17 protein-coding genes are annotated in these 15075 nt (G+C 70.0%); 14 read left to right on the top strand and 3 right to left on the bottom strand.

Annotated features, from left to right (window positions below; translation table 11 throughout):
- Positions 1-639: 639 nt before the first annotated feature.
- The gene (locus OG329_RS39615) at positions 640-906 is read left to right on the top strand and encodes a hypothetical protein (RefSeq protein WP_405802282.1); all 267 of its coding nucleotides are present in this window, start codon (positions 640-642) and stop codon (positions 904-906) included.
- Positions 907-963: 57 nt separating this feature from the next.
- Here the strand turns inward: OG329_RS39615 and OG329_RS39610 are convergent, their stop codons facing one another.
- The 3 genes from OG329_RS39610 to OG329_RS39600 form a co-directional block, all read right to left on the bottom strand.
- A complete protein-coding gene (locus tag OG329_RS39610; RefSeq protein WP_405802281.1) occupies positions 964-1164 on the bottom strand; it encodes a hypothetical protein in 201 nt (66 codons plus the stop codon).
- Positions 1165-1446: 282 nt separating this feature from the next.
- Positions 1447-1926, bottom strand: a complete 480-nt coding sequence (locus tag OG329_RS39605; protein ID WP_405802280.1) for a hypothetical protein — start codon at positions 1924-1926, stop codon at positions 1447-1449.
- Positions 1927-2443: 517 nt separating this feature from the next.
- Positions 2444-3163, bottom strand: coding sequence for a GntR family transcriptional regulator (locus tag OG329_RS39600; RefSeq protein WP_331756795.1), 720 nt, complete (start codon positions 3161-3163; stop codon positions 2444-2446).
- A gap of 104 nt (positions 3164-3267) precedes the next feature.
- On the opposite strand from OG329_RS39600, the gene OG329_RS39595 reads away from it, so the two are divergent.
- The 13 genes from OG329_RS39595 (at position 3268) to OG329_RS39535 (ending at position 14169) form a co-directional block, all read left to right on the top strand.
- Complete coding sequence (locus OG329_RS39595) at positions 3268-3465, top strand: hypothetical protein (RefSeq protein WP_405802278.1); 198 nt, start codon at positions 3268-3270, stop codon at positions 3463-3465.
- Positions 3462-3998, top strand: coding sequence for a plasmid transfer protein TraA (gene traA, locus OG329_RS39590; RefSeq protein WP_331756793.1), 537 nt, complete (start codon positions 3462-3464; stop codon positions 3996-3998). The genes OG329_RS39595 and traA overlap by 4 nt, the downstream gene beginning before the upstream one ends.
- 50 nt (positions 3999-4048) lie before the next feature.
- Entirely contained in the window at positions 4049-6049 is a 2001-nt protein-coding gene (gene traB / locus OG329_RS39585; protein WP_331756792.1) for a plasmid transfer protein TraB, read from the top strand.
- Between the two features lie 135 nt (positions 6050-6184).
- Positions 6185-6691, top strand: coding sequence for a hypothetical protein (locus tag OG329_RS39580; protein WP_331756790.1), 507 nt, complete (start codon positions 6185-6187; stop codon positions 6689-6691).
- 7 nt (positions 6692-6698) lie between these two features.
- Positions 6699-7634, top strand: coding sequence for a DUF2637 domain-containing protein (locus tag OG329_RS39575; protein WP_331756788.1), 936 nt, complete (start codon positions 6699-6701; stop codon positions 7632-7634).
- 16 nt (positions 7635-7650) lie between these two features.
- Positions 7651-7866 (top strand): hypothetical protein, encoded by a 216-nt coding sequence (locus OG329_RS39570; RefSeq protein WP_331756786.1) that lies wholly within the window; start codon positions 7651-7653, stop codon positions 7864-7866.
- Between the two features lie 101 nt (positions 7867-7967).
- Positions 7968-8480, top strand: coding sequence for a single-stranded DNA-binding protein (ssb, locus tag OG329_RS39565; RefSeq protein ID WP_331756785.1), 513 nt, complete (start codon positions 7968-7970; stop codon positions 8478-8480).
- Positions 8481-8880: 400 nt separating this feature from the next.
- Positions 8881-9228, top strand: a complete 348-nt coding sequence (locus OG329_RS39560; protein WP_405802276.1) for a hypothetical protein — start codon at positions 8881-8883, stop codon at positions 9226-9228.
- Positions 9229-9265: 37 nt separating this feature from the next.
- The gene (locus OG329_RS39555) at positions 9266-9607 is read left to right on the top strand and encodes a hypothetical protein (RefSeq protein ID WP_405802275.1); all 342 of its coding nucleotides are present in this window, start codon (positions 9266-9268) and stop codon (positions 9605-9607) included.
- A gap of 116 nt (positions 9608-9723) precedes the next feature.
- Positions 9724-9981, top strand: a complete 258-nt coding sequence (locus OG329_RS39550; protein ID WP_331756781.1) for a hypothetical protein — start codon at positions 9724-9726, stop codon at positions 9979-9981.
- Positions 9978-13199 (top strand): hypothetical protein, encoded by a 3222-nt coding sequence (locus OG329_RS39545; protein WP_331756779.1) that lies wholly within the window; start codon positions 9978-9980, stop codon positions 13197-13199. The genes OG329_RS39550 and OG329_RS39545 overlap by 4 nt, the downstream gene beginning before the upstream one ends.
- Positions 13200-13203: 4 nt before the next feature.
- Positions 13204-13779, top strand: a complete 576-nt coding sequence (locus tag OG329_RS39540) for a transcriptional regulator (protein ID WP_331756777.1) — start codon at positions 13204-13206, stop codon at positions 13777-13779.
- 63 nt (positions 13780-13842) lie between these two features.
- On the top strand, positions 13843-14169 hold the full coding sequence (locus OG329_RS39535) for an endonuclease domain-containing protein (RefSeq protein ID WP_331756775.1): 327 nt from the start codon (positions 13843-13845) through the stop codon (positions 14167-14169).
- Positions 14170-15075 lie beyond the last annotated feature (906 nt).

The following is a 15075-nucleotide window of genomic DNA, read 5'->3' as shown; positions in this document are numbered from 1 at the left end:
GCGCAGGTGCTTCGCACCTGGAATTCGGTGCCGAATTCCTTCGGAATTCCCTCCTGAGTTTCGCCGAGAGGGGTTGGGGCTTTCGGCCGGATGGCGCCGGAATTCGCCGCGCATTTCGCGGAAATCGCTTTCCCTGTTCCGACTGGAAAGCTTATGCATAACCCGACCAATTCGAATGCAAAAGGCGTCCCTATTCGCGCCAAATTCCTTTCCGCGAATAGGGACGCATTCCCAACTTGGGGAGCTGGATAGGCCGGTGACTTTCCGTCATGACTGATCCGGAATCAGGCGACCGAGGGTTATCGGGCCGGTCCTCGGGAACGGCCTGCCGCCGGGACGAGCCGGTCCTCCTGGCCGTGGACGAGCGGTACGGCCGGGAGCGGGCCCTACGGGGTGCCCTGGAAAGTGCCTACTGTGCCTACTGTGCCTACCTCGCAGGTCAGAGCCGGTAAAACCGGTAGGCACTTTCCGGCCGGTAGGCACTTTGTTGTGCCTACCGAGTGCCTACCGGGCTCCGTACGGCTGTGGGCGGCCCGTAGAGACGCTGCGGGGGCGAGCGGGTCCACGGGGCGCCCGGGGCCGCGTACGGGCCGTACGGACCGGTCCGGGGCCCAACTGCCCGGTATTACCGACCATTAGATGAATGCCCGGGTATGCACCCTGGGCAGGGCCCGGGGCCGGCCGATCGGCGACCGCCACCAGGACGAGCCCGTCCTCCTGGCCGTGGACGAGCCGGTCCTCGGCACGGCTCCGAGCAGGGACGGGACCGGGATAGCCGTATCCCGGGGTCGTGGGCGAGCCGGGGGCCGGGTACGTCAACCGGGAGACGTACAGCCGGAGTCGGAGACGTACGCGACCACCCCGGCCGGGCCCGAGGGCGCCCTCGGCACCCGGGCGCGGGCATGAGTCGGCCCCTGCTCCCGGGGGACGGAGCAGGGGCCAGAGAGCGAGGGTCAGCGGCGACTAGACCCAGGTCAGGAACATCTGAGCTTCCGCGTCGGCTACGCCGTACCGCTTGATGTCCCTCTCCAGGTCCTCCCGGTTCCAGTTACGCACGGGGCTGGAACAGTCCATGTCCGTGATCTGTGCCCACGGGATGACCCGGGCGCCGATCATCGGGACCTCTTCCTCTTTCGTCACGAGGTCCCAGGTTCCCCGGAGCACGAGGGCATCGTCTGTGAACCGGAAGTGAGCCGGGTGCACTTCCAGGACTTCGGCTGATGCGAGGGTGACTCGACACAGGGAGCCGGACGGGAAGACGCTCTGAAGTTCTTCGGGGTCCATCGGTCCTCTTTCGTGCGGTTGCTGGTTGACCGCGCCAACGCGTTGTTTTCGTGGACGCACCCGCGTTGCCCGCTGGTTTGCTGGCCGCTGGCGCGGTGTTGTTCTTCGGCGTTCGTACGGGAGGTATTTCGGTTTCGGGTTGCTGGTCGGGCGCGGTGCGAGCTATTTCACGCGGTGCACGGTCGCGGTGACGATGCTCGTCAGGTCGGCGACGGACGCGAGGGGCCGCGCGTGGAGATGGCAGGCGTAGACGTGCGTGACGCTGTAGCCCTGGTGGAACTCGACGGCGAACGCCGGGGTCCCCGGGCAGCGTCGGCGGTCCTGTGGCTGGGAGAGGTCCAGCGCTTCGCAGGCGCCGGACGGCTGGTCATACCAGACGCGCACGCTGGCGCCGGGGATCGAGCCGAAGATCTGGCAGGCGAGCGAGCGGCGGGTCTCTTCACTCTGGGAGAGGGACCCGGGATCGAGCCGGACAGCGGCGGGGGCCGGGGCCGGGAGCGCGGGCGCCGGCCGACTGGTCCGCGAGGCCGGAGCCGGAGAGGGAAGCCGCGGTGAGGTCGGGGCGAACGCGGCCCGGCCCACGGAGCGCCACCAGGTGGCGAACGACTCGCGCGGCGGCTCGTCGTCAGGCAGCTCGGGCACGCGGATTCTCGACGGCCGGGAGGGGCGCGGCGGCGGGGGCGGTCGGTAACCCTCGGGATTCGGGCCGGTGTTGGCGTGCGAGCGGTACGGGACGCGGCTGCCGGTCCCGCACTCGGGGCACTTGATGGTCATGCGGTCCCGGGCCCTGGACTGCCATTCGTGGCCGCAGCGGGAGCATTCGCACCACGCGGGAGGCCGGGCCCCGACCTGGAGCGCCCGAGAGGCGGCCCCCGAAAGTTCCGGGGATACCGGCCCTTCCCATTCTTGATCGATGCGGACGTGCCGGGAGGTTCGGCACTTTGCGCACCGGGTGTTCCCGCCCCGGACGGTGGTCCGGTACGGCTGGGCACAGTGGCGGCAGACGATTTGAACGGGGACGGTTCGCACGTGACCCCCCTTTCCGCTGGTTCCTGGCGCGGTGTCACATTCGATGATCTCACGGCGGATTCCGGGATGATCCGGTAACGAGAGCGGCCCCCGGTCCAGGTGGACCGGGGGCCGTTTGCGAGCTGCGCGGTTACGTGAGGTCGTAGGACCACCCCACGTCAAGACCTTCCGGGAGCACCCACTCCCCGAAGACGATCAGGCCCTGATCGTCGCTCCACGCGTGGGCGCCGGCCAACACGGGGGATCCAAGGGTGATCCCGAGCCGGGAGGCTTCCCGCTCGTCTGCGGTCCGGGCCTTGACTGCGTCCCTGCCGCTGGTGATGGCCCGTCCTGTGGCCTCGGTGATGTCGGCCAGCACTCGCCCCGCCTTGCCCGGTGCGGTGGACAGCAGCGACGGCACGGCGGCGGCCAGGGTGGCGGGGTACCAGTCCACGGCGAGCATGAGCCGCTGAGAGCCCTTGCCGGTGACGTACTCCCGGCGGCATGCCTGGTCGCCCGGTTCGATGTCGAACGCTTCGGCCACGTACAGCGGCGGCACGATGAGTTCGGCGGCCAGGACGCGGGTCGTCTCTCCTTCGGCCAGGACCGAGGCGGTACGGCTCGCGCGCATGAGGCGGTCCTGGGAACTGCTGGACACCTTCACGCGGTCGGCCACGTACGACCCCTGCTGTGTCGTGACGATGCTTCCTTCCACTCGGAGCCACCCCATGGCCTGACGGACAGTCGGCCCGGTGCTGCTGAACTCCGCAGCGATCTCACGGACGGTGGGGAGCCGGTCGCCCGGCTTCAAGTCTCCGTCCCTGATCAGCGCTCGAAAGTGTTCCGCGATCTGCTCTGTGCGAGTGGTCATTGCCTCTCTCCCTGCGTCGTTTTCCTACCTATGAGGCTACACAAGTAGACCTGTGGGTGCACCTACGTCTATCGTGGGTATACCCAACGCGGAGGGAGGCGTTCATGAGCGCCGCTATCTGGAGTGACCAGCCCGACCGGCCCCTGATGACCATGCGGGTCAGTCGGGACAGCGGCCGTACATGGACCCCGCTTCGGGTGATCCGGCCGGATGACTGCGACGTCGCGCAGCTCTCCATGATCTGGCCGCCGTGCCTCTGCCCCCGTCACCGCAACGCCAACGGATCGGAGATCAGCCGATGAGTACGAACACCTTCAGCCACGGAGTCAAGAGCGGCACCGCGAAGGACCCGAAAGACTCGAAGAACGACTCTGCGAAGTTCGGTGCGTCGTTCGCCCCGTCGTTCACCGTGAACGTCTCCAAGAGCAACACCACCGGCGGCGGCACTCCGGCGCAGGGGATGGGCCCGCGCGGTCACTCCGAGGCGTCGCTCCCCGTGCCGGAGTTCACCTCTCCGGCGGACGTCCGGAACTACTGCAACAGCCTGCGGGCGCTCATGGTCGGCATCAGCTTCGAGGTGTCGATGGGTGCGGAGATCTTGAAGGGCGTCTTGTCCACGGTCCCGGACCCGGAGGGGCGTATCGGCGGCTCGAAGGTCCGTGCGTGGCGCGTCTCCCGGAAGCTCGGCAAGGCCGCGGATTCCGCTGCCGCCGCCGCGAAGAACGCGGCTGCCTGCTACGCGGCCTTTCAGCAGGCGTACGAGGAAGAGATCAACCGCGTGAAGCACCGCGCCCGTAAGCCGCAGGGCCGGCGGATGGACTGGGCCGACCAGTGAGGGACCGCGCCCACCGGGCGGACGGACGAGACGTAGAGAGGGTGGTTGCCATGGCGGACAGCAAGGACATCGAGCAGCAGCACGAGGACCAGCTCAAGGGCGAGTCGGCGCTCGCGGGGGTCGGCAAGTACCTCCTGCACCGGGCAAAGCCGCACCTGCCCCCGTGGCTCGGGGTGGCCGGGGTCGGTCTGGCGGGCGCGGGCGCACACCTCCTGTGGGAGGACTCGGCATGGGCCGGGGTCGGCCTGACTCTGTCGTCCGTGGCGATGACGGCGGCCACGTGGTGGGCGGGCCGGGGGACGAGCGCACAGCGTCGGCTCCACTCCGCGATCACGGTTGCGGCCGGTTCGGTGTGGGTGACCGGGGCCGCGCTCTCCGGTCCGCTCACGGGCCCGCTCCCGGATCTCTTCCTGATGGGCGGGACGGTCACCGCGCTGTCGTGGAACGTGCGCATGGTCATGCGCCGGAACCCGGACGCGGTCGGGGAGTCCTCGGACAAGGGCCTGTTGGAGAAGGTGGGTCTGGCCCGTACGAAGCTGGGCACGGCGAAGGTCGAGGCGAACAAGGTCACCGTGCCGTACGCGCTCCCGGCGGGGGAGGCGACCAACGAGGACGTTTCCAAGAGCCTGCCCCGGCTCGCGTCGGCGCTGGACGTGCCGACGACCGCCGTGCGCTACCGGCCCGACCCCGACTCGGCGCGCAAGGGCGAGTTCGTCATCGTCCCGAACGACATGCTGCGAGAGATCATTTGGTACCCCGGCCCGTCCGCCCCGGGCGGCTCGATCGCGGACCCGCTCGTCATCGGCGTGTACGACGACGGCCGGGAGCTGTCGCTCACCCTCCCGCAGGCGATCCACCTGTTGGTCATGGGCGTGACCGGCTCGGGCAAGACCGAGGCCGCTCTCGACGTCATGGCGGAAGTGCTCACCCGCCGCGACGTCGCGGTGTGGCTGTCGGACCCGAAGCGGGGCCAGGACCTCGGGGAGGCGTTCGGGGCCTGCGACTGGGTCGTCACGACGCAGGACGGCGCGGCGCTGATGATCGCGGCGTTCGAGGCGGTCATCCCGGCCCGTCAGACGTGGCTCGGCTCGCACGGGTACCGGTCGTGGGAGCCCGCCGCCGCGACCCGCCAGGACGACCCCGCGCACACGTGCCGGACCGACCGCACGGCGTGCGGGTGCCCCGGCATGGCGTACCTGATCGGCTGGTTCGAGGAAGCGGCGAACACGCTGCGGGCCGTGGACGATGACGCGTTCACCGGGATCGCACAGGAAGCCCGGTCGGCCGGCGCCTCGCTCGTGGTCTCGATGCAGCGCGCTTCCGGCTACCAGATCAGCACCGACACCCGCGCGTCGCTCCCGGCCGCGCTGTGCATGGGCGTGGACGAGCGGGACGCCGGTTTCGCGCTCCCGTCCGAAGTCCTGGACGCGGGCGCCAACCCGGGCGCGTGGGGCAACAAGCGGCCCGGCTACTGCTACCTCGTGTCGGCCGGTATCGACGAGGAACTGTGGTCCACCCCGTCCCGGACGTTCCGGAACAACCCCGTCACCCTCGAATGGATTCGGGAGAAGTTCGCCACGGTCCGGATGCCGATGGACGAGGTGACCGCGACCGCCGCCGCGTCGGTCGCTGGACAGCACTACACCGACCGCCAGGGCCCGGCCGAGGGTCCCGTGCCCACGGTCGGCCCGCAGCGCACCGCCGACACGGAAGACGACGACATGACGACCGGTGAGCCCCTGGTGGACCCCGAGGACGAGGGGATCGACCCCGAGGCCGAACTCCCCGAGGCGAGCGACGCGCCCATGTTCGGCGCCCCGGCCGGGACCGAGCCGGACGACCCGAAGGCGGCCATGGAGGACATCCTCCGGCACTTCGAATCCGCCGGCCGGATGGTCGTCCAGACGAAGGACTTCATGGACTACTGCGACCAGATCGGCCGGTCCCGGCCGTGGGTCGCGGGCGAGCTGGGCCGTCTCGGTCGGGAGGGTCGGCTCGTCCCCGCCGGGGGCCACAAGTACCGCATCGTGCCCGCCCTCACGTCCGCCTGACTGTCAGCCTGACGCCCTGACATCTGACACCAAAGCCCCAGGTAGACGCGCTGTCAGAGCGGCTGACATCCGCTCTGACAGCGCCCTGACACCGGGCCTTGACACCAGGCCCTGACACCCACGAAGGAGCACCACGTGAGCAGCAACGAGTATCCAGCACCCGGCAGGGAGTTCACGCCGGACGACGTCGCGGGGTTCCTCATCCCGGACACCCCCGAGTCGCTGATCCCCCGCCAGACGGCCCCCGAGCGGCCCGCGATGCCGTCCACGGCGGACCTGATCGAGGCGTGGGAGCGGCAGAACGAGACGAGCGCCAGGATTTCGGCCGGCGCCCCGCTCCCTCAGTCCGCGGCTCTGGCCGTCCCCGAGCACGACCCCATCGTGCCCCGCTGGGTGTGGCGCGCGTCGGCGGTCACCGCCGCCGTGTCGGCCATGGCCGGGGTGATCGGGTTCGTCGTGTGGGGCGTGTCGCTGGCCCTGACCGCCGCCGTGTCGGCCATGTCGGCGGCGGCCCCGTACCTCGGAGTCGCAACCGTCGCGGCCGTCGCTCTGGTCCTTCTGTGCCGCAAGCGCACCGGAGCCGACACACTCTCTGTGTCGGTCGTCCAGAGCGTCCGTGTCGTCCAGAGCAAGAGGAAGTAGTCCCGACATGTCAAAGATCAGCACTCGAATCGTCCTCGTGTCCGGCGCGGCCATCGTCGCGACCGTCGCAATGGCCGCGTCTGCCGACACGCTCGCCGCGCTCGGCGGCGCGGTCGGTTGGGGACGCGAGATGAAGTGGTCCCTCCCCGTGTCGGTCGACGTGCTCGCCCTCGTGTCGGGTCTGGTCTGGCTGACCGCCGGTCTGCCGGAAGCGGCACGCAGGCTCGGGATGTGGCTCACCCTCGTGACGGTCGTCGGCTCGATGGTCCTCAACGCGGTTGGTCACCTCGTGTCGACTCAGCACATCGTGGCGGGCCCGCCGCTGGTCATCGCCGTGTCGGCCGTGCCGCCCCTGACCGCCGCACTGGCCGTGCACCTCGCCGCGATGACGGCACAGGGCCAGAAGGGACCCAAGACCGACACGGCCACCGTGTCGACTCAGTCCCTTGCCGACACGGTGCCGGTCCCGGCCGACACGCCCCGCGTGCCGGTCCGCGCCGGAGCCGACACGGCAACCGGCACGGACGAGCCGACCGACACGGACGCGCCGCGAAACGACACGACGGCCCCCGGAGCCGACACGTGGGGCGCGTCGGCCGACGCGCTTCCCGTGCCGCTCTCGGCTCCGGCCGACACGACCGACACGGCGACCGCGCCGGTTCCGACTCCGGCCGGAGCCGAGTTCGCCGGTATCGACACGGTCGGCGAGTGGGCGCCGGAGACCGGCACGGCCGACGACACGGCCCGGTCGCACGTCATGCCGAACGCGGGCGGACGGCTCTCCGAAACCGAGCTGGACGCGGTCGTGATCCTGCTCGCCCGGGAGACCGACCCGCCCCGCTCGTACCGGCAGATGGAAGACCGCTTCCGGGAGATGGGCTACACCGCGTCCGCCGCCCGGCTCCGTGCCGCATGGGGACGCGTGACCGTCCCGAGCGCCTGACCCCGAGGGAGTGGCGATGTCCGAGCCGTCCGAGACGATGACCCGTGACCGAGCCTCAGAGATCGTGCGCGACTGCTACACCACCGGCCAGCCGCAGAGCGTGGCCGTCACCCTGACCGGGTTCTCCCGGTCGTGGGTGGCGGGGGAGTACCGGCAGCTCAAGGCCCGGGGGATCTCCCGGGTAGCGGGCCAGTTGGAACTCTTCGAGGCTCCCCAGTCGTCTTCCGGTTGATCACGTTCGGGCCCGGTTCGTCCCGGGCCCGCTCGTGGCCGCCCGGCCGATGTTCCCTTCACCCCCGACCACCACCCGACATCCGAGCAGGGAGACAGCACATGACGACGACGACCCCGATCACCATCGTGGGCAACCTGACCGAGGACCCCGAGCTGCGGTTCACCCCGTCCGGGGCGGCGGTCGCGAAGTTCAGCGTGGCCGTCAACCGCCGCACCTTCGACCGGCAGACGAGCGAGTGGAAGGAAGCGGGCACCGACTTCCACCGCGTCACCGCGTGGCGGTCCCTGGCCGAGAACGCGGCCGGCACTCTCACCAAGGGGATGCGGGTGGTCGTCGTCGGCGACATGAAGCAGCGCTCTTGGACGGACGAGAAGTCCAACGAGAAGCGTTCGGCGTGGGAGATCGAGGCATCCGCGGTTGGTCCCGATCTCGCGTTCGCGACCGCCGCCGTGACGAAGGTCGCCAAGACCAACGGCGCGGGCGCCGTGGCGGGTGACGACCCGTGGGCCAGTGCCTCGCGTACGCGCCCGGCGGTCCCGGCCGGAGTCGGAGCCGGAGCGGGTGCTCCCGCCGGCCAGACCGAGGGGTACAGCGACGAGCCCCCTTTCTGACGGCCGGGTGCGGGAACGATCCCCGCGTCCGGCTGACCGAGGGCGACCGCCAGGCCGTGGACGAGTTCCGGGCCTGGCTCCGGGACCGGGCGGCGGCTCGGGAGCACGGACTCCCCGGCCCGTCCCTCCCGGACAGCACCACCTGATTCGCGGCCCGGCCCTCCCGTCGCGGGGGCCGGGCCGCTCTCGCACCCGGAGCCGGTCCTCGGTCCCGGCCGGGACGGGGAGAGGGTCCTCGGGGGCCGCCGTACGTCATCCAGTTGACGTACCGCCAGAAGCGTTGACGTACAGGCGAGACCGGCCGGGAGCGACACGCCAGATTCACCCGTCCCGGGAGTGGCGTACGGAACCTGACGCACCGTATGATCTTCGATATGGACTATCGAGAAGGAGTGGTGAGGTGACCGCCCTCATGGACACGGCGCCCGGCCCGGTTGCTCCCTCCGTCCCCCAGGACTGGCGCATCACGCCCGAAGGCACCGTTGCCGTCATGGACGTGGCCCGCACGACCGGCGACTACCCGGCCGTCAACTACACCGTCCGCAAGTGCGGAGTCCCGGTGATGGACACCAAGGGTCGCGGCGGGGGCCGCTACATCCCCGTATCCGAGGCCCTGCTCCTGGTGGCCGCCGCCGCCCTGGCCCTGGCCGCCGGGGTGGCCCTGGCGCAGATGTACCGCGCGATCAAGGCGAACGGCGCGACCATCGGCGCGAACGCCCTGACCATCCCTCTCCAGTTCGGAGCCTGACCTCATGCCGACGACGACCCGGGGGGAGGTGGGAGACGTGCGGAGCGCTGACCGAGTGCTGGAGATGTTCCTCCGGATGTCCGAGGAAGAGTTCTTGATCCTCTGGAAGTTCGGCGGGTACCGGGGGGCGCCCCCGCAGGACGTGGACCGGCGCATCGTCGCCATGGTCCACGGCATGACCAAGAGCGGTCGGCGGTCTGTGGGCCGCGCGTTCGTGCGCGCCTTCACCGCTCTCCCGCCGTACCTGCGGGCCGCCCTGGTGGCGTTCCTGCTCACCCTCGTTCATCGGCCGGCGCCCATAGCGCTCCCGGCTCCGGCCCCCCGCGCCCTGGCCTCTCAGGGGAGGTGCCACCGACTCACCCCGGCCCGCGCTCCGTGACCGTCTCACCCCGTTTCGACGGGGGTCACGACCGCAGGCCACCGAACCCAGAAATGCCGAAAGCCCCGGGGTCTCACGCCCGAGGCTTGGCATAGATCCCTTAGACAAGGACTTCAATGCACCACCAGAGTACCCAGTCGGCACCCGTGCTGACCACCGATCCCCATGTGACCCCTGTCGGCGGCTCCGGCCGGGTGACCACCGTGACGGACGGGACGACCGTCTACCTGATCTGCCGGACCATCCGGGGCCGTGGCGGATGGGGCGTCCACTGCTCCGCTGGTGAGCTGATCACCTCCGGTTGGGTGACCCTCACCCGGGCCCGCGCGTACGCCGATCGCCTCCTGTCCAAGAAGGCGGGGGCCGCCGGATGACCGAGACGACATCGCAGGCGACCCCGAAGCCCCCCCGGCAGAGGACCGAGCGGGCGCTCCGCGTGGTCACTGGCTCGGACGGCGTCCGGGAAGAGATCACGACCGAGCGCATCGCCGACCGGTACGAGGCGGACGAGCACGGGCACTACCGGGTGACCCGGTCCTACGGCGAGAGCGCGGACGGGGAACGGGTCGCGAAGGTCTCCCGGAAAGAGATCCTGTCGGCTCGGGCGGAGATCACCGCCGCGTACGCCGACGACACCGGCGAGCCGTACCCGATCGCGGCCACCGAGACGACCGACCGGTCCCGCGCCGTGGTCACCTACTACGACCTGCGGGTGTCGCGCGACGATGCGGGCCCGGTCGTGGTCGACACCGTGTCGGCCGAGGACTTCGAGAAGCTGGCATGGCTGGACCGCCAGGAGGTCGCCGAGATCCCGCAGGTTCTCGCAGCCACCGGCCAGAGCGCGCGGGGGGACATCGTGACCTCGATCAAACTCGGTTCCGACCGCTTCCGGACCATCCCCGCGTACTCCCGGCTCGGGTGGCACTGCCGCGACGGCGGTTGGCTGTACGTCCACGGCGGCGGAGCCTGGACGGCCGAGGGCCACCTCGATGTCCCGGTCTACGGTGACGGGCTCGGCACCTTCACCATGGCGGACCCGCCCGAGGACCAGACCGCCGGACAGCGCGCGTTCGAGGCCCTGTGGCAGTTGTTCGGGATGACTCCGGACAAGTTCGCGGCGGTCGAGATCGGCAGTGTGTTCCGCGCGGCCATGGGGCGCCCCTCGGGGAGCTGCACGTACGTCGCGGTCAACCGGTCCGGGAAGTCCGGCCACATGGCGTTCCTGACGCAGTGCTGGGCACCTTCGGCCCGCTGGAACACCCTGCCGTTCAACGCGGGCAAGGCGTTCGCCACACCGGCCTATGTCGAGTACGTGCACCACACGTTCGGGGACATGTTCGTCGGGTGGGACGACATGGCGCCCACCGGCTCGGCACGGGAGCGCGCGGACTACTTCGACCTGTTCTCCCGGTCGCTGTTCAACGGCGCGTCCAAGGGCCGTATGGGCATCAAGGACAACAAGATCGTGGCCCGTGCCCGGCTCCGGCCGCGCGCGTTCGGCGGCCTGTCTGCCGAGGACGTCACCGCGGTTGAGTCCGCGCAGAACCGTACGCACCTGTTGCAGCTCTCCCGCGATGAGTTCGACCCGAAGGCGTTCGCCGCCGCTGATGAGGACGGCGGCCCTGCCGCGCGGTCCTCGCTGATGTCCGGGTTCGTCGTCTGGTGGGCCGCGAAGATGCCCGCGCACGCTTACGTGTCCGAGCTGGAACACCGGTACGCGGTCGACCTGGCCGCCGCCACCGACGCGCCCGGCCGCTACGTCGAGTCGTCGGCGGACAAGGCCGCCGGCCTTTTCTGCGGGCTGGAGTTCGCGCTCTCGCGCGGGTGGGTCACCGAGGACCGGGCCCGGGAGCTGTGGGAGCGCGCGTGGGCCGGTCTGTGCGAGTCGCTGCGTGCTCAGGTCGACGCCAACGCGGGCCAGTCGATGGCGGACCGCATCCGGGATTCCATCCTTGACGGCCTGGCGGTCGGTGCCTGCCACGTCCTGGACGTCCACGGCCTCACGCCGGAGCCGAGGCAAGCCCTCGGGTGGCGCGGGGACTATGCCCAGGGAATGGGTATGGGGTGGGCGGACGCGACGCGGTTGTACCTGCTCCCGTCCGCTGCCGCCGCGTTCGTCGCCCGGTACTCCGCAGAAGCCGGGGCCCCGATTGAGATCACGGCCCGCGCCATGGGTGAAGCTCTGGAGACGGCCGGATACATCATCGGTTCGGACCGGAACCAGAAGGGCCGGAGGGTCCACCGGCACACCATCCAAAAGAAGATCACTGGGCATTCCAGCCCCAAAGAACTCTGGTCAATGGCCCTGCCGGTCGAGACCGACGGCCCGGCCGAGGGCGGCCACGGTCCCGAGACTCCGCAGGGTCCCGAGGGCGGGCTCGTGATCTGCCGTGGGTGCAAAGGGCCGATGCCCGCCGATCTGTACGGCGATGGCTTGCACGCGACGTGCACGGAGCCGGACGCGTGGCCCGAGGGCACCCTCGGAGCGGCAGCAACCCCGGCCCCGGTCCGCGTTCCGGCGCCCGCCGCCCCTGCTCCCGCTCTGGCGTCGGTCCCGACCCCCCCGGCCCCGGTAGCCGTGGACGAGCCGAAGCGGCCCGAGACGAGCCGCCAGGAACCGCGGAAGCCGAAGGCCGAACCGCAGGTCTGCGCGAGCATCGCGGACCGCGTGGCCGCCGCCCTGGAATCGGCCGGCGGGGACATGGACAAGGCGACCGCCGCTCTCATCAAGACCGCTATCCCGGACGGGATGGAGCTTCTGGAGTCGACGCGGACCAGCGCCCGGTACGACTTCACCGCTCACCCGGTCGAGCCGGAGATCCTGCGCAAGCGGTCCAAGCACGCCGCGAACGAGGTGTGGGAGGCGCGTCCGAAGTGGACCAACCCCGCGACCCCGGACGGCACCGAGGTTCACCTCCTGGACGTCAACGCCGCGTACCTGTCCGCGCTGAACACCCATCTCCCGATCGGCGCGTTGCAGCACTCCGAGGGCGGGGAGTTCGACCGCCGCCGGGCCGGTCTCTACCGGATCACCCCGCCGGAGTGGACGCACACCGACATCCCCAACCCGCTCGGGTCCCGGGAGCTGTCCGGGGAACTGTGGGTGACCCGGCCGACCCTGCAACTGTCGTTCGACGCGTCCACGGAGAAGTTCGGGCGGCTCTGTGACGCTCCGGTCATCCATGAGTCGTGGACGAGCGGGTCCTCGGAGAGCATCCTCCGGGCGTTCCGGATCATCCTCCGTGACGCGCGTACCGCCGCCATCGAGGGCGGGGACGAGGTGACCCTCGCGTACGTCAAGGCCATGTATTCGAAGTTCATTTCCACGTCTGCGAAAGCGTCGAAGTTCAATCACCTTATTGAGCGCACGGACTGGTCTCAGATCATCCGGGCGCAGGCGCACGGCAACCTGTGGCGCCGTGCGTTCAGGGCACACACCGCCGGTCTCGCCGTTCACCGGATCACCGGTACCGACGAATTGCACGTGGCCGGAGACTGGCGCGCGGTATTCGCCGAGGGTCGGGGACTCATGGAAATGAAGACGAAGGGCGCCTATGTCGTCGGCGCCCCTGTCGCAGAAAAGGGGGAGTGACGACATGGCCGGGAAAATCACGGGTGCATTCGGAGCAAAGGGAAAGCCGGGCGGAGAGGCTATTTCCGACCGGCTCACGGAACTTGCCGGGGGACTGAAACTCTCGGCAGCAAATGAACGCGGATTGGAGGCGCGGCTTAAGTACCTCACGAACTCCCCCGCCGGATATCAGGCGATGGAGCGGGCGGGTATCGGCGTCACCCCGCGCACGCTTATCGCGTGGCTGTCCGGGGACCGTGACCCGAACAAGGCGAACCGGTCCCGACTCGACGCGGCCTATGGGGACTTGCGGCGGCGGAACGTCGCGACGTCCATGAAGAAGCGTCTCAACAACAACGGGCGCGGGACCCGGGTGGAGGTCCACCCGCTCAGTCAGGGCGGGGTGATCCCCTCCCGGCAACGGGCCCTCGGAGTCCGGAACATCAACATCCGGCCGTCACGGTGGGACCGGCTGGTCGACCAGTGGGCGCCGGGTGACGTCGACGGGATGAACTCCGAGTGGGAGGACATCGCCGAGGACGAACTCGGCTCCGAGTGGGGCGCGTACACGCAGGTGTCCACCATCGGGTTCGGTGCGTAGCAGCTCACCACCAGGGGCCCCGCCGACACGGCGGGGCCCCTGCTCGTCTCCCGAGGGGATCTCGTGACGTTCATCGACCAGTACGGCCTGGTCCCGTACAAGCCCTGGCAGCTCGCCCGTTACTCACGGGAGGGCGCGTGCGAAGCGTGCGGGGCCAGCTCGGACGACGTGGCGGCCCGGTACGCCGAAGACGGGTACCGGGCCGCCGCCTGTTCCGTCCGGCTCAACTTCGACCACTGCCACGCGCACGGCTGGATCAGGGGCCGACTCTGCACCGCGTGCAACACCGAGATGAGCACGGCCGTCCGTGTCGGCTGGCTGCACCGGAGCCCGCGACGCGAGGTGTTCCTCGCGCACCTCGGGAAGTGCCCCGACTGCTCTCCGGCTTGAACCCCGAGGGCACCGGCTCGCACCGGCCGGGAAGCGCGCGACGTCCCCGCCGGCCCCCGTACGTCTCCCGGTTGACGTACCGGGGCCCCGGCTCGCCCACGACCCCGGGATACGGCTATCCCGGTCCCGTCCCTGCTCGGAGCCGTGCCGAGGACCGGCTCGTCCACGGCCAGGAGGACGGGCTCGTCCTGGTGGCGGTCGCCGATCGGCCGGCCCCGGGCCCTGCCCAGGGTGCATACCCGGGCATTCATCTAATGGTCGGTAATACCGGGCAGTTGGGCCCCGGACCGGTCCGTACGGCCCGTACGCGGCCCCGGGCGCCCCGTGGACCCGCTCGCCCCCGCAGCGTCTCTACGGGCCGCCCACAGCCGTACGGAGCCCGGTAGGCACTCGGTAGGCACAACAAAGTGCCTACCGGCCGGAAAGTGCCTACCGGTTTTACCGGCTCTGACCTGCGAGGTAGGCACAGTAGGCACAGTAGGCACTTTCCAGGGCACCCCGTAGGGCCCGCTCCCGGCCGTACCGCTCGTCCACGGCCAGGAGGACCGGCTCGTCCCGGCGGCAGGCCGTTCCCGAGGACCGGCCCGATAACCCTCGGTCGCCTGATTCCGGATCAGTCATGACGGAAAGTCACCGGCCTATCCAGCTCCCCAAGTTGGGAATGCGTCCCTATTCGCGGAAAGGAATTTGGCGCGAATAGGGACGCCTTTTGCATTCGAATTGGTCGGGTTATGCATAAGCTTTCCAGTCGGAACAGGGAAAGCGATTTCCGCGAAATGCGCGGCGAATTCCGGCGCCATCCGGCCGAAAGCCCCAACCCCTCTCGGCGAAACTCAGGAGGGAATTCCGAAGGAATTCGGCACCGAATTCCAGGTGCGAAGCACCTGCGCGGCGCGGCTCCGCAGG

This window comes from Streptomyces sp. NBC_01506 (genome assembly GCF_045040295.1).
Classification (GTDB): Bacteria; Actinomycetota; Actinomycetes; order Streptomycetales; family Streptomycetaceae; genus Streptomyces.
This window is presented reverse-complemented; position numbering and strand designations above follow the sequence as displayed.